At 41.5% G+C, this 15,063-nt stretch carries 12 protein-coding genes; 11 read left to right on the forward strand and 1 reads right to left on the reverse strand.

Annotation, left to right across the window (positions count from 1 at the left end; genetic code table 11):
- Positions 1 to 286 precede the first annotated feature (286 nt).
- From ADM50_RS04575 to ADM50_RS04625, 11 genes are all read left to right on the forward strand, one after another.
- The gene (locus ADM50_RS04575; RefSeq protein ID WP_000795099.1) at positions 287 to 1,267 is read left to right on the forward strand and encodes an acetylxylan esterase; all 981 of its coding nucleotides are present in this window, start codon (positions 287 to 289) and stop codon (positions 1,265 to 1,267) included.
- Between the two features lie 336 nt (positions 1,268 to 1,603).
- Complete coding sequence (locus ADM50_RS04580; RefSeq protein WP_049484684.1) at positions 1,604 to 4,996, forward strand: SIALI-17 repeat-containing surface protein; 3,393 nt, start codon at positions 1,604 to 1,606, stop codon at positions 4,994 to 4,996.
- 233 nt (positions 4,997 to 5,229) lie between these two features.
- On the forward strand, positions 5,230 to 5,928 hold the full coding sequence (locus tag ADM50_RS04585; RefSeq protein WP_001135645.1) for an N-acetylmannosamine-6-phosphate 2-epimerase: 699 nt from the start codon (positions 5,230 to 5,232) through the stop codon (positions 5,926 to 5,928).
- A gap of 113 nt (positions 5,929 to 6,041) precedes the next feature.
- Entirely contained in the window at positions 6,042 to 7,370 is a 1,329-nt protein-coding gene (locus ADM50_RS04590; RefSeq protein ID WP_049484685.1) for an extracellular solute-binding protein, read from the forward strand.
- A 218-nt stretch (positions 7,371 to 7,588) separates the two neighbouring features.
- Positions 7,589 to 8,455, forward strand: coding sequence for a carbohydrate ABC transporter permease (locus tag ADM50_RS04595; RefSeq protein WP_161801140.1), 867 nt, complete (start codon positions 7,589 to 7,591; stop codon positions 8,453 to 8,455).
- A gap of 15 nt (positions 8,456 to 8,470) precedes the next feature.
- Positions 8,471 to 9,310 (forward strand): carbohydrate ABC transporter permease, encoded by an 840-nt coding sequence (locus ADM50_RS04600; RefSeq protein WP_049484686.1) that lies wholly within the window; start codon positions 8,471 to 8,473, stop codon positions 9,308 to 9,310.
- Between the two features lie 445 nt (positions 9,311 to 9,755).
- Positions 9,756 to 10,208, forward strand: coding sequence for a NanQ anomerase/TabA/YiaL family protein (locus ADM50_RS04605; protein ID WP_049484687.1), 453 nt, complete (start codon positions 9,756 to 9,758; stop codon positions 10,206 to 10,208).
- A gap of 20 nt (positions 10,209 to 10,228) precedes the next feature.
- Entirely contained in the window at positions 10,229 to 10,873 is a 645-nt protein-coding gene (locus ADM50_RS04610) for a YesL family protein (RefSeq protein WP_049484688.1), read from the forward strand.
- A gap of 171 nt (positions 10,874 to 11,044) precedes the next feature.
- Entirely contained in the window at positions 11,045 to 11,962 is a 918-nt protein-coding gene (locus ADM50_RS04615) for a dihydrodipicolinate synthase family protein (protein WP_049484689.1), read from the forward strand.
- 17 nt (positions 11,963 to 11,979) lie between these two features.
- On the forward strand, positions 11,980 to 12,876 hold the full coding sequence (locus ADM50_RS04620) for an ROK family protein (protein WP_049484690.1): 897 nt from the start codon (positions 11,980 to 11,982) through the stop codon (positions 12,874 to 12,876).
- A gap of 423 nt (positions 12,877 to 13,299) precedes the next feature.
- On the forward strand, positions 13,300 to 14,064 hold the full coding sequence (locus tag ADM50_RS04625; RefSeq protein ID WP_049484691.1) for a class I SAM-dependent methyltransferase: 765 nt from the start codon (positions 13,300 to 13,302) through the stop codon (positions 14,062 to 14,064).
- 135 nt (positions 14,065 to 14,199) lie between these two features.
- Here ADM50_RS04625 and ADM50_RS04630 read toward each other — a convergent pair whose 3' ends face one another.
- Entirely contained in the window at positions 14,200 to 15,051 is an 852-nt protein-coding gene (locus tag ADM50_RS04630; protein WP_049484692.1) for a MurR/RpiR family transcriptional regulator, read from the reverse strand.
- Between the last annotated feature and the right edge of the window lie 12 nt (positions 15,052 to 15,063).

Consider the following 15,063-nt stretch of genomic DNA (forward strand, 5'->3'; position numbering starts at 1 on the left):
TAGGTTTGGGCCTTATACTAGAATCATCAAAAAGAAACGAGGACTCTCACATGACGATTAAAGTAACCTACCAAAAGAAATTCCAAACCGTCAAACTAGAGAAAGGAGCTAGCACCTATTGATACACAGAGAGCGGAAACGCTCTTTTTATTTTTAAAACTACTTTCAGACGATAGGTTTGAGGAAAGAGAATCTAAAATCACTTTCTATTTAGCATTCTTTCTTGCATTGCTTTCCTAGATATGCTAGAGTTATGATAGCGATTACAAAACTAAAGGAGCATGCTATGAAAAATCCAGCTTTACTAGAAGAAATCAAGACTTATAAAGGACGGGATGAGGTGCCAGAAGACTTTGATGCTTTCTGGGATGAAGAGGTCAAAAAAGTTTCAGTCCTTCCTGCCTACCAGTTGGAGGAAAGAGATTTCCATATTCCCCAAGTCAAGTGCTATGAGCTCACTTTTGAAGGAACCAATGAAGGCAAGGTTTATGCACGTGTCGTTCTTCCAAAGACTGAGGGTAAAGTTCCGTTAATTTTCCATTTCCATGGTTATATGGGACGTGGCTGGGACTGGGCCGACATGCTGGCCTTCACTGTGGCTGGTTACGGTGTTGTTTCCATGGATGTCCGAGGCCAGTCGGGCTATTCGCAAGACGGCTCGCGCTCTTCACTAGGAAATACGGTGAAAGGGCATATCATCCGTGGTGCTGTTGAGGGTCGTGAACATCTCTTTTATAAGGATGTTTATCTGGATATTTACCAGTTGGTTGAAATTATTGCTAGTCTGCCACAGGTGGATGAGAAGCGACTTTCTAGCTATGGTGCCTCACAAGGCGGTGCTTTAGCTCTGGTTGCAGCAGCGCTCAATCCTCGGATTCAGAAAACAGTTGCCATCTATCCTTTCTTGTCAGACTTTAGACGAGTGCTTGAGATTGGCAATACCAGTGAAGCCTATGATGAACTCTTCCGTTATTTCAAGTTTCACGATCCCTTCCATGAAACAGAGGAGGAAATCATGGCAACCCTTGCCTATATCGATGTGAAAAATCTTGCCCATCGCATTCAAGGTGAGGTCAAGATGATTACGGGCTTGGACGACGATGTCTGCTATCCTATTACCCAGTTTGCAATTTATAACCGTCTGACCTGCGAAAAGGCCTATCGCATCATGCCTGAGTATGCTCACGAAGCCATGAATGTTTTTGTCAATGATCAGGTTTATAACTGGCTCTGTGGTAGTGAAATTCCTTTTAAGTACGTAAGATAATGAATGAGAGAGCCCAGAAGCTCTCTTTTTTATGTCCAAAACCTGAAAGTACTTTTAGAAAATTTAAAATATTAAAATATTCTTAAAAGTAAAATCTATTCTGTGGGAACACAGATATAAATATAAGACTTTATTGTATAATAAAGGAAAAGTCACTTGTGAAAGGAGGAAAAAGGCTGCCGGGTGGTTAAAAACTCGGGCTCAGCAGAAAATGGGAGAGGATTGGGAGCTCTCATTAAGTTGGATACTTTCTTGTAAAACTTGTCTCTTGAGAGACAATAAAAATTTTTAAAGAAAAAGAAAGCGCTTTATTTTATGAAAAATGAAAGGACAAACATGAATTACAAATCTTTAAATCGGAAACAGCGATACGGAATTCGAAAATTTGCAGTCGGTGCAGCATCGGTAGTGATTGGTACAGTGGTATTTGGAGCAAATCCAGTCTTAGCTCAAGAGCAAGCCAATGCAGCAGGAGCCAATACAGAAACTGTCGAACCTGGTCAAGGTTTATCAGAATTGCCAAAAGAAGCGTCCTCGGGAGATCTTGCTCATTTGGATAAAGATTTGGCTGGCAAATTGGCAGCAGCTCAAGACAACGGCGTTGTGGTGGACCAAGATCATTTGAAAAAAAATGAGAGTGCAGAATCAGAAACTCCATCCTCTACGGGAACCCCTGCAGAAGAAGCAAATAAGGAAGAGGAATCAGAGGATCAGGGTGCTATTCCTCGTGACTATTACTCAAGAGATTTAAAAAATGCTAATCCTGTCCTTGAAAAAGAAGATGTTGAAACCAATGCGGCAAATGGTCAGAGAGTCGATTTATCAAGTGAACTAGACAAACTAAAGCAACTAAAAAATGCTACAGTTCACATGGAGTTCAAACCAGATGCATCAGCTCCACGCTTTTACAATCTCTTCTCTGTATCCAGTGACACCAAGGAAAATGAGTACTTTACTATGTCGGTCCTTGATAATACAGCTCTTATTGAAGGGCGTGGCGCTAACGGGGAACAGTTCTATGATAAGTATACAGATGCTCCTTTGAAAGTTCGCCCAGGACAATGGAATTCCGTGACCTTTACTGTCGAACAACCGACAGCGGAGTTACCTCATGGTCGAGTTCGTCTCTATGTGAACGGTGTCTTATCTCGAACAAGTCTAAAATCTGGGAACTTCATCAAAGATATGCCAGATGTTAATCAAGCTCAACTTGGAGCAACCAAACGGGGCAAGAAAACAGTTTGGTCCTCAAATCTACAAGTCCGAAACCTAACTGTTTACGATCGTGCTTTAAGCCCAGATGAAGTTCAAACACGAAGTCAATTATTTGAAAGAGGTGATTTAGAACAGAAACTCCCTGAGGGCGCAAAAGTCACTGAGAAAGAAGATGTCTTTGAAGGGGGAATGCATAACCAACCAAACAAAGATGGTATCAAGAGTTATCGTATCCCAGCTCTTCTCAAGACAGATAAAGGAACGCTGATTGCAGGTGCAGATGAACGCCGTCTCCATTCGAGTGACTGGGGTGATATCGGCATGGTCATCAGACGCAGTGAAGATAATGGTAAAACTTGGGGAGATCGAGTAACTATTACCAACCTACGTGACAATCCAAAGGCTTCTGATCCATCAATCGGTTCACCAGTGAATATCGATATGACCCTGACTCAAGATCCTGAAACCAAACGCATTTTTGCCATTTATGACATGTTCCCAGAAGGAAAAGGAATCTTTGGAATGTCTTCGCAAAAAGAAGAAGCCTACAAAGAAATCAATGGTAAAACCTATCAACTCCTCTATCGAGAAGGTGAACAGGAAGCTTATACTATTCGAGAAAATGGTACAGTTTACACTCCAGATGGTAAAGCAACAGACTACCGTGTTGTTGTAGAACCTGTTAAACCGGCCTATAGCGACAAGGGTGATCTATACAAGGGTGACCAGCTACTGGGCAATATCTACTTCACAACAAACAAAACTTCTCCATTTAGAATTGCGAAGGATAGCTACCTATGGATGTCTTACAGCGATGACGACGGGAAGATCTGGTCAGCGCCTCAAGATATTACTCCTATGGTCAAAGCCGATTGGATGAAATTCCTAGGAGTAGGTCCTGGAGTGGGGATTACCCTTCGTACTGGACCACATAAAGGTCGAATCGTCGTTCCTGTCTATACGACCAACCGGGCTAACCACCTCAATGGTTCTCAATCATCTCGAATCATCTACTCAGACGACCATGGTAAGACTTGGCATATGGGTGGTGGTGTCAACGACAATCGTACACTTTATGATGGTACAGTGGTTGATTCAAGCACCATGAGCAATTATTATGCTCAAAATACGGAAGCTTCAGTTGTTCAGTTAAACAATGGGGACCTCAAACTCTTTATGCGTGGATTGACAGGAGATCTACAGGTTGCAACCAGTCATGATGGTGGTCTAACTTGGGACAATAATGTTGAACGTTACGACGTGCCAGATGTTTATGTTCAAATGGCTGCGACTCACACGGTTCAAAATGGCAAAGAATATATTCTCTTGGCAAATGCGAACGGTCCAGGTCGTAAAAATGGTTATATTCGAGTGGCTCGTGTTGAAGAAGATGGCCAGTTAACTTGGTTGCACCACCATTTGATTCAAGAAGGTGAGTATGCTTATAACTCACTTCAACAAATCGGGCCAGATGAATTTGGACTTTTATATGAACACCATGCTCCTGGAGGAGTTCCGTACACACTTTCCTTTAAGAAATTTAACTGGGATTTCTTGACTAAGGAAAGAATTTCTCCTAAAGAAGCAAAAGTAAAATATGCTATCCAAAAATGGCCAGGTATTATTGCCATGGAGTTCGATTCGGAAGTATTGGTAAACAAGGCTCCGACCCTTCAATTGGCAAATGGCAAGACAGCAACCTTTATGACCCAGTACGATACAAAAACTCTCCTATTCACAATAGATCCAGAGGATATGGGTCAAAGAATTACAGGTCTAGCTGAGGGTGCAATTGAAAGCATGCACAATTTACCAGTTTCTTTAGCTGGCTCTAAACTAAGCGATGGTATTAATGGCAGTGAAGCTGCTATCCATGAGGTTCCAGAGTTCACAGGTGGTGTAAATGCAGAAGAAGCGGCTGTGTCAGAGGTACCAGAGTACACTGGACCATTGGCAACAGCAGGTGAAGAACCCGCTCCAACAGTAGAAAACCCTGAATTCGCAGGTGGTGTTAATGCAGAAGAAGCAGCTGTGTCAGAGGTACCAGAGTACACAGGTCCATTGGCAACAGCAGGTGAAGAACCCGCTCCAACAGTAGATAAGCCTGAATTTACAGGTGGGGTCAACGCTGTTGAAGCGGCAGTCCACGAACTGCCAGAGTTCAAGGGTGGAGTCAATGCTGTTCTAGCAGCCTCAAACGAGCTTCCGGAATATAGAGGAGGTGCTAACTTTGTCTTGGCAGCTTCAAATGACCTGCCAGAGTATAAGGGTGGTGTCAATGGTGCTGAGGCAGCAGTCCTTGAAGTGCCAGAGTACAAGGGAGACACCAATCTAGTATTAGTAGCTGCAGACAACAAACTGTCTCTAGTCCAAGATGTGACCTATCAAGCGCCAGCCGCTAAACAAGATGAACTTCCAAATACAGGAAGCAAGGAAACAAGCTCACTGCTTTCCCTTGGTCTTGCAGGTGTTCTTTTATCCTTGTTTGCATTTGGTAAGAAGAGAAAAGAATAATAAGCAAAAGCTATTTGAATAAGTCTCAGAAGAGATAGCAGGTTTTTCAGCCTGCTATCTTTCTTTATTAAATTCAGCTTGATTCGAAATCATAAGAGGTCTGAAACTACTTTCAGGATAGTCTGTTCTATAAAATAGTTTTGAAACTGAAATCTATTCTACCACAAACTATTGAAAGCGCTTAACAAATGATATATAATAAGCCCATAAGAACAAGAAAGGGAGGAAAGAGGATGCCACAGATCAGCAAAGAAGCCTTGATTGAACAAATCAAAGATGGAATCATTGTCTCTTGCCAGGCACTTCCTCACGAACCGCTTTATACAGAAGCGGGAGGAGTCATTCCCTTGCTAGTCAAAGCGGCTGAGCAAGGTGGAGCAGTCGGTATCCGAGCAAACAGTGTTCGCGATATCAAGGAGATTAAGGAGGTTACGAAACTCCCGATTATCGGGATTATCAAGCGTGACTATCCGCCACAGGAGCCTTTCATTACAGCTACGATGAAAGAAGTGGATGAACTGGCTGAACTAGACATCGAGGTCATTGCTCTGGATTGTACCAAACGTGAACGTTACGACGGTTTGGAAATTCAGGACTTTATCCGACAAGTCAAAGAAAAATATCCGCATCAACTCTTAATGGCTGATACCAGCACGTTTGAAGAGGGTATAGCAGCAGTTGAAGCAGGAATTGATTTTGTTGGAACAACCCTATCAGGTTACACTTCATATAGTCCAAAAGTAGATGGTCCAGACTTTGAACTGATCAAAAAACTTTGTGAAGCAGGAGTGGATGTCATCGCTGAAGGGAAAATTCATACACCAGAACAAGCTAAGCAAATCCTTGAATATGGGGTGCGAGGTATCGTGGTTGGTGGAGCTATTACTAGACCAAAAGAGATTACGGAACGCTTTGTTGCCGGTCTTAAATAACACAATCTCAAAAAAGAGGAGAGTGGTCGATGCGTCGGACAAAATGAAAACGTATACAAATTTAAAAAACTCACTATCCAATATGGATACGCTTATCAATTAGGAGAATACAAATGAAATTTAGAAAACTAGCTTGTACAGTACTTGCGGGTGCTGCGATTCTTGGCCTTGCTGCTTGTGGTAACTCTGGTGGAAGTAAAGATGCTGGAAGCTCTAGTAGCGATAGCGGAAAAACAGAAATCACTTGGTGGGCATTCCCAGTCTTCACACAAGAAAAAACGGGTGACGGTGTTGGAACTTATGAAAAATCAATCATCGAAGCTTTTGAAAAAGCAAATCCAGATGTAAAAGTGAAATTGGAAACCATCGACTTCAAGTCAGGTCCAGAAAAGATCACAACAGCTATCGAAGCAGGAACAGCGCCAGACGTACTCTTTGACGCACCAGGACGTATCATCCAATACGGTAAAAATGGTAAATTGGCTGAGTTGAACGACCTCTTCACAGACGAATTCGTCAAAGATGTTAACAACGAAAACATCGTACAAGCAAGTAAGGCTGGAGACAAAGCTTACATGTATCCAATCAGTTCAGCACCATTCTATATGGCCATGAACAAGAAGATGTTGGAAGATGCTGGAGTTGCAAACCTTGTAAAAGAAGGTTGGACAACTGATGACTTTGAAAAAGTTTTGAAAGCGCTTAAAGATAAAGGCTACACTCCAGGTTCATTGTTCAGTTCTGGTCAAGGGGGAGACCAAGGAACACGTGCCTTCATCGCAAACCTTTATGGCGGTTCTGTAACAGACAAAGACGTAACCAAATATACAACTGACGATCCTAAATTCGTCAAAGGTCTTGAAAAAGCGGCTAGCTGGATTAAAGACGGTTTGTTGAACAATGGTTCACAATTTGACGGTGGGGCAGACATCCAAAACTTTGCGAACGGTCAAACATCATACACAATCCTTTGGGCTCCAGCTCAAAACGGTATCCAAGCGAAACTCTTGGAAGCAAGTAAGGTAGATGTGGTAGAAGTACCATTCCCATCAGACTCTGGTAAACCATCTCTTGAATACCTTGTAAACGGATTTGCAGTATTTAACAACAAAGACGATAAGAAAATCGCAGCTGCTAAGAAATTCGTTCAATTCATCGCAGATGACAAAGAATGGGGACCTAAAGACGTTGTTCGTACAGGTGCCTTCCCAGTTCGTACTTCATTTGGCAAACTTTATGAAGACAAACGTATGGAAACAATCAGTGGCTGGACTAAATACTACTCACCATATTACAACACTATCGATGGATTTGCTGAAATGAGAACACTTTGGTTCCCAATGTTGCAATCTGTATCAAATGGTGACGAAAAACCAGCAGATGCTTTGAAAGTCTTCACTGAAAAAGCTAACGAAACCATCAAAAAAGCTACAAAACAATAAGCACTAAGTCAGATTGATTCCCCCTTTTCCCTGTGCACTACGGTGTAAGAAAAGGGGGACTTTTGTTTGAAATGGTAGGAACTGTCACGAAATTAAAATGAAGTTCTTACATAAGCGAATCTTAAAAAATTTCATTTTGGTTTTAAAACAGTTCAAGAAAATCAAAAACTATTCTATTTGAAAGAGAGGTGCCGACTGTGAAAGTCAATAAAATTCGTATGCGGGAAACAGTGATTTCCTACGCTTTCCTAGCACCAGTGTTATTCTTCTTTGTCATCTTTGTCTTGGCTCCTATGATTATGGGATTCATTACAAGTTTCTTTAACTACTCCATGACGAAATTTGAGTTTGTGGGCTTGGACAACTACATTCGCATGTTTAAAGACCCTGTCTTTGTGAAGTCTTTGATCAATACCGTTATCCTGGTTATTGGATCTGTTCCGATTGTGGTTCTCTTCTCGCTCTTTGTAGCATCTCAAACCTATCATCAAAATGCCATTGCCCGTTCTTTCTATCGTTTCGTCTTCTTCCTTCCTGTAGTTACAGGTAGTGTTGCCGTAACGGTTGTATGGAAATGGATCTATGACCCACTATCAGGGATTCTAAACTTTGTCCTTAAGTCAAGCCACATCATCAGCCAAAACATTTCTTGGCTGGGTGACAAAAACTGGGCCTTGCTAGCGATTATGATTATCCTTTTGACAACATCTGTTGGTCAACCGATTATTCTTTATATCGCTGCCATGGGGAATATTGACAACTCACTTGTTGAAGCAGCGCGTGTAGACGGTGCGACTGAATTCCAAGTCTTCTGGAAGATCAAATGGCCTAGCCTTCTTCCAACAACTCTTTACATCGCGATTATTACGACTATCAACTCATTCCAATGTTTCGCTTTGATTCAGTTGTTGACTTCTGGTGGTCCAAACTACTCAACAAGTACCTTGATGTACTACCTTTACGAAAAAGCCTTCCAATTGACAGAATACGGCTATGCAAATACCATCGGTGTCTTCTTGGCAGTGATGATTGCCATTGTCAGCTTTGCTCAATTCAAGATCCTCGGAAACGACGTAGAATACTAAAGAAAGGAGACAGTTATGCAACCTACACAAAAGAACCCTTTAACAGCTTTTACTGTTATTTCAACGATTATCTTGCTCTTGTTGACCGTGCTGTTCATCTTTCCATTCTACTGGATCTTGACAGGGGCCTTCAAATCACAGCCTGATACCATTATGATTCCGCCGCAGTGGTTCCCTAAAATGCCAACCATGGAGAACTTCCAACAACTCATGGTGCAAAACCCTGCTATGCAGTGGATGTGGAACTCTGTATTTATCTCACTAGTAACCATGTTCCTAGTCTGCGCAACCTCTTCTCTAGCAGGTTATGTCTTGGCTAAAAAACGTTTCTATGGTCAGCGCATCCTCTTTGCAGTCTTTATCGCTGCCATGGCTCTTCCAAAACAAGTTGTCCTTGTACCATTGGTACGTATCGTCAACTTCATGGGAATTCACGATACCCTTTGGGCAGTGATTTTGCCTTTGATTGGATGGCCATTTGGGGTCTTCCTCATGAAACAGTTCAGTGAAAATATTCCAACAGAATTGCTTGAATCAGCTAAAATCGACGGTTGTGGTGAAATTCGCACCTTCTGGAGCGTAGCCTTCCCTATCGTGAAACCAGGATTTGCAGCCCTTGCGATCTTTACCTTCATCAATACTTGGAACGACTACTTTATGCAGTTGGTTATGTTGACTTCACGTCAAAACTTGACCATCTCACTCGGGGTTGCGACCATGCAGGCCGAAATGGCGACCAACTATGGTTTGATCATGGCGGGTGCAGCTCTTGCAGCCGTGCCAATCGTAACAGTCTTCCTTGTCTTCCAAAAATCCTTCACACAGGGTATTACTATGGGAGCTGTTAAAGGATAATACTCTGCGAAAATCGAGTTCAAACAAGGTCAGCGTCACCTTGCTATACTTAAGTATTGCCTGCGGTTAGCTTCCTAGTTTGTTCTTCGGTTTTCATTGAGTATAAGAGAATACAGAGTTATAAGTGTCTACAAAATGGAGAGTATGCAGTTACTTCGTGAAGTTTTGTCAGACACTTATAAACTTAAGAATGAACTCTTTTCATGATACTAGTTAGAGTAGGTTCGTTTTATGGTAACTATTTTCCGCTTTAGTGGTATCTAAGATAAGCATCTTAGGCTTATCTTAGACGGAATTTTTGAGACTGACGATGAAAGAGCAAAAGGCTCAAAAATTAGGAATGAAATTCCTAAGGAATTTGCTTCCGTCCGCACTTTTATAGGGAAATAGAGAAAGGATAATTCGGAACTGAAAAATAGTAACTATCAGAAACGAAGGAAACAGTATGATTTTTGACGATTTGAAAAACATCGCCTTTTACAAAGGAATCCATCCCAATCTAGACAAGGCTATCGACTATCTCTATCAGCACCGTAAGGATTCTTTCGAACTCGGTAAGTATGAGATTGACGGGGACAAGGTCTTTCTAGTTGTGCAGGAAAATGTCCTCAATCAAGCTGAAAATGATCAATTTGAGCATCATAAGAACTATGCAGACCTGCATTTGCTGGTAGAAGGACATGAATATTCGAGCTACGGTTCACGTATCAAAGACGAGGCAGTAGCATTCGACGAAGTGAGCGACATTGGCTTTGTCCATTGTCATGAACATTACCCACTCTTGTTGGGCTACCACAATTTTGCGATTTTCTTCCCAGGAGAACCTCATCAGCCAAATGGCTACGCAGGGATGGAAGAAAAGGTTCGCAAATATCTCTTTAAAATTTTGATTGATTAAAAGAATCAGGAGGAGCAGACATGGCACAAAAAGGAGTAAGCCTTATCAAGGCAGCATTTGATACAGATAATTTTCTCATGCGTTTCAGTGAGAAGGTCTTGGATATCGTGACAGTCAATCTTCTTTTTGTCGTCTCTTGTTTGCCCATTGTGACGATTGGAGTGGCAAAAATCAGCCTCTATGAAACCATGTTTGAGATTAAGAGAAGCAGGCGAGTACCTGTTTTCAGAACCTATCTAAGAGCTTTCAAGCAAAATCTGAAACTGGGGCTTCAGTTAGGTCTGTTAGAGTTGGGCATTGTGTCATTAAGCCTTCTAGATCTCTATCTCTTCTGGGGACAGACCGCTTTGCCTTTCCAGCTTGTGAAAGCTATTTGTTTGGGGATTCTCATCTTCCTCACTCTCGTGATGCTGGCTAGCTATCCCATCGCTGCGCGCTATGATTTGTCTTGGAAAGAAGTGTTGCAAAAAGGGCTTATCTTGGCAAGTTTTAACTTTCCATGGTTCTTCCTCATGTTAGCCATTCTCTTTCTCATAGTGATGGTTCTTTATCTATCCGCCTTCACTCTCCTTTTGGGTGGGTCAGCCTTTATCCTCTTTGGTTTTGGTTTGATGGTCTTTCTCCAAGCAGGATTGATGGAGAAAATTTTCGCCAAATACCAGTAGGATGAGGTGTTTCTGAAACTACTTTCAATCGTTACAGTTTCTAAAATACAGGTAGAAACTAAAATCTAAGTGTATACAAGATATTGAAAGCGATTTTCACAAGGTGTATACTAAACTTGTAAAAAATAGAACTGCTCTCAGCAGAAAAAAAGAAATCTTAGGAGAAAATCTATGTCAGATTTGAAAAAATATGAAGGTGTCATTCCAGCCTTCTATGCATGTTATGATGATGCGGGTGAAGTAAGTCCAGAACGTACACGTGCCTTGGTTCAATACTTTATTGATAAAGGAGTTCAAGGACTTTACGTTAATGGTTCTTCTGGTGAGTGTATTTACCAAAGCGTAGAAGACCGCAAATTGATCTTGGAAGAAGTTATGGCAGTTGCCAAAGGTAAATTGACCATCATTGCTCACGTAGCTTGTAACAATACCAAAGATAGTATTGAACTGGCTCGTCATGCAGAAAGCTTGGGAGTAGATGCCATCGCAACAATCCCACCAATTTACTTCCGTTTGCCTGAATACTCAGTTGCCAAATACTGGAACGATATTAGTGCTGCAGCACCAAACACAGATTACGTTATTTACAACATTCCTCAATTGGCAGGTGTTGCTTTGACTCCAAGTCTTTATACTGAAATGTTGAAGAATCCTCGTGTTATCGGTGTTAAGAACTCTTCTATGCCAGTTCAAGATATCCAAACCTTTGTCAGCCTTGGTGGAGAAGACCACATCGTCTTTAATGGCCCAGATGAACAATTCCTAGGTGGTCGCCTCATGGGTGCCAAAGCTGGTATTGGTGGTACTTATGGTGCGATGCCAGAACTCTTCTTGAAACTCAACCAATTGATTGCGGACAAAGACCTTGAGACAGCGCGTGAATTGCAGTATGCAATCAACGCTATCATCGGTAAATTAACTGCAGCTCATGGAAATATGTACTGTGTCATTAAAGAAGTCTTGAAAATCAATGAAGGACTTAACATCGGATCAGTTCGTTCTCCACTTACACCAGTGACCGAAGAAGATCGACCAGTTGTAGAAGCAGCTGCAGCCTTGATTCGTGAAACCAAGGAGCGCTTCCTCTAATCCATAAGGAGGTAATTATGACACACTACGTTGCAATTGATATCGGCGGAACCAACATCAAATATGGTTTGATTGACCAAGAAGGCCAACTTGTTGAATCGCATGAAATGCCAACTGAGGCGCATAAGGGTGGTCCTCATATCTTACAAAAGACAAAAGATATCGTAGCCAGCTATTTAGAAAAAGGCCCAGTAGCAGGTGTTGCCATTTCTTCTGCTGGGATGGTGGATCCAGATAAGGGTGAGATTTTCTACGCTGGTCCTCAGATTCCCAACTATGCAGGAACTCAGTTCAAGAAGGAAATTGAGACGAGCTTTAATATCCCTTGTGAGATTGAAAATGATGTCAACTGTGCAGGTCTGGCTGAGGCAGTATCTGGTTCAGGCAAGGGAGCGAGTATCACACTTTGCTTGACCATTGGAACCGGTATCGGTGGTTGCTTGATTATGGATGGGAAAGTTTTCCATGGATTTAGCAATTCAGCCTGCGAAGTTGGCTATATGCATATGCAGGATGGAGCTTTCCAAGACCTCGCCTCTACCACAGCCTTGGTTGAGTATGTAGCAACAGCTCATGGAGATTCAGTTGATCAGTGGAATGGCCGACGCATTTTCAAGGAAGCTACCGAAGGAAACAAGATCTGTATGGCTGGCATTGACCGCATGGTAGACTATCTAGGAAAAGGTCTGGCAAATATTTGCTACGTTGCCAATCCAGAAGTAGTCATTCTCGGTGGCGGTATCATGGGGCAAGAAGCTATCCTCAAACCGAAGATTCGCGCAGCCTTGAAGGCCGCCTTGGTACCAAGCCTAGCTGAAAAAACACGATTAGAATTTGCCCATCACCAAAATACAGCAGGGATGTTGGGTGCCTATTATCATTTTATACTCAATGAAAATCAAAGAGCAAAGTAGGAAGCTAGCCGTAGGCAGTACTTGAGTACGGCAAGGTGAAGCTGACGTGGTTTGAATTTGATTTTCGAAGAGTATCAAGACAAAACAATCCTAGTTTGGAGCTATAGAATTAAGAAAAACACTGAATCACTACTTGAGTGAAAACTGTTTTACTTAATTCTTTTTTTATTGAAAAATTTGAGCCAAAGGATGTAATCGTGAGAAACTAGGAGAAAATAACCGACTTGCATGAGAAGTTAAGGAGAGAGCAATTCTATCATCCATTAAATTGATATTTAGCTTGAGTAAATGAGAAAATGTGGAAAAGTGATATAATGAGATGGGCGAAAATTGGTAAATTAGAATTTGTAGAGGTGAAAAAAATGTAATGGCAACTGATTCACCTGAAATCGAAATCATATAAAATTACGAGGAGATTGTAAGATGAATGATTATATAGAATTAAATGAAGATAGATGGAATAATGTAAAAAATGACTACACTGAGCCACTGACACATGAAGAACTAGAAGAAGCTAGAAAGTATCCAATTTCTGTTGCCTTAACTGTTGGGAAAAAAGTTCCGATAGAATGGTTTGAAAAAGCAAACGGGAAAAAGATATTAGGGTTAGCTTGTGGTGGTGGACAGCAGGGTCCCGTTTTTGCTGCAAAAGGTTATGATGTCACCATCATGGATTTTTCTAAATCACAATTAGAAAGAGATGAAATGGTTGCTAAAAGAGAAGGTTTAAAAATCAATACCGTTCAAGGCGATATGACAAAACCATTTCCATTTGAAGATGAAACCTTTGATATTGTTTTTAATCCGGTTTCAAATGTGTACATAGAGGATTTAGAAAACATGTATAAAGAAGCCTCTCGCGTATTGAAAAAGGGCGGTTTGTTAATGGTCGGATTTATGAATCCTTGGATCTACATGTATGATGCTGACACTGTATGGGACAAACCCGATGAGGAATTACTGTTAAAATTTTCAATCCCTTTTAATTCAATAGAGCTTGAAGAGGAAGGCAAAATCACCATCAATCCAGAATATGGATATGAATTTAGCCATACCTTAGAAAATCAGATTAGAGGACAACTAAAAAATGGTCTCGCTATGATCGATTTTTATGAATCATGTGACAAAAGACATCGATTATCACAGTATGGAAATGATTATATCGCTACACTTTGCATTAAACTATAAACTTATAGAACGTACTTCTGAAGAATAGCTCATTTTATTTTACGATTAGAATTTGTCCATCACCAAAATACAGCAGGGATGTTGGGAGCCTACTATCATTTCAAGACAAAACAATCCTAGTTTGGTTCAACCAAACTAGGATTTTCTAACGCGTTTTTGTCTACGATAGCCGTTGAGTTTTTTATTTTCCCAATAGCTGTTAAAGATTTTTTCTTTGCTCTCGCGATTGATTTCTAAAAAGTAGGCATAAATCAAATCTATTAAAATGAGCATAGGGAGTTGAGCGGAAATACGCTGGATGTAAGAAGATTGACTATGACTTGCGACAAGGACTGTTTCGGTATAGGCCTGACTATTTTTATTTGGGGCGCTGGTAAAGAGAATGGTCTTGGCACCCATTTCCTTGGCGTCCAGCAAACTATCGAGGATGGATTGGGTAGTGCCTGATAGAGAAAAGCCAAGTACCAGACAGTTTTCATCCATGATACTAGTCGTCCAAGCAAAGCCATCCTGGTCGGTCAAAGCTTCACAGACCACACCTAATCGCATAAAGCGCAGTTTCATCTCACGGGCTATCAGACCAGAACTTCCCGTCCCAAAGAAGTAAACTCGTTCTGCGTCATCGATTAATTGGGCAACTCGTTCCAGTTGTTCTTCGTCGATCAAATCCTGTGTTTGTTCTCGCATGATACTGTAGCTTCGCAAAACACGTTTGGTCAAGGGACTGTGTTTGTGCGAATGAGTGTCCGGTTTACTAGCCTGATGCTGGTATTGAAAGACGAATTCTCGGTAGCCTGTAAAACCACACTTTTTGGCAAAGCGGGTTAAGGCTGCTTGGGAGATATGTAATTTCTGGGTAACTTGCTGAGAAGAAAGATCATCTTGGATCGTTTCAGTTTGTAAAAAATAGCGAGCGATTTCTTGCTCGAGCTCGGTTAATTCTTCAAAATGGAGGTCGATTATGGTTGCGATATCTGGCTTGTTCATGAGGCTCCTTTT

Origin of the sequence: Streptococcus oralis (assembly GCF_001075675.1) — a bacterium.
Taxonomy (GTDB): domain Bacteria; phylum Bacillota; class Bacilli; order Lactobacillales; family Streptococcaceae; genus Streptococcus; species Streptococcus oralis_V.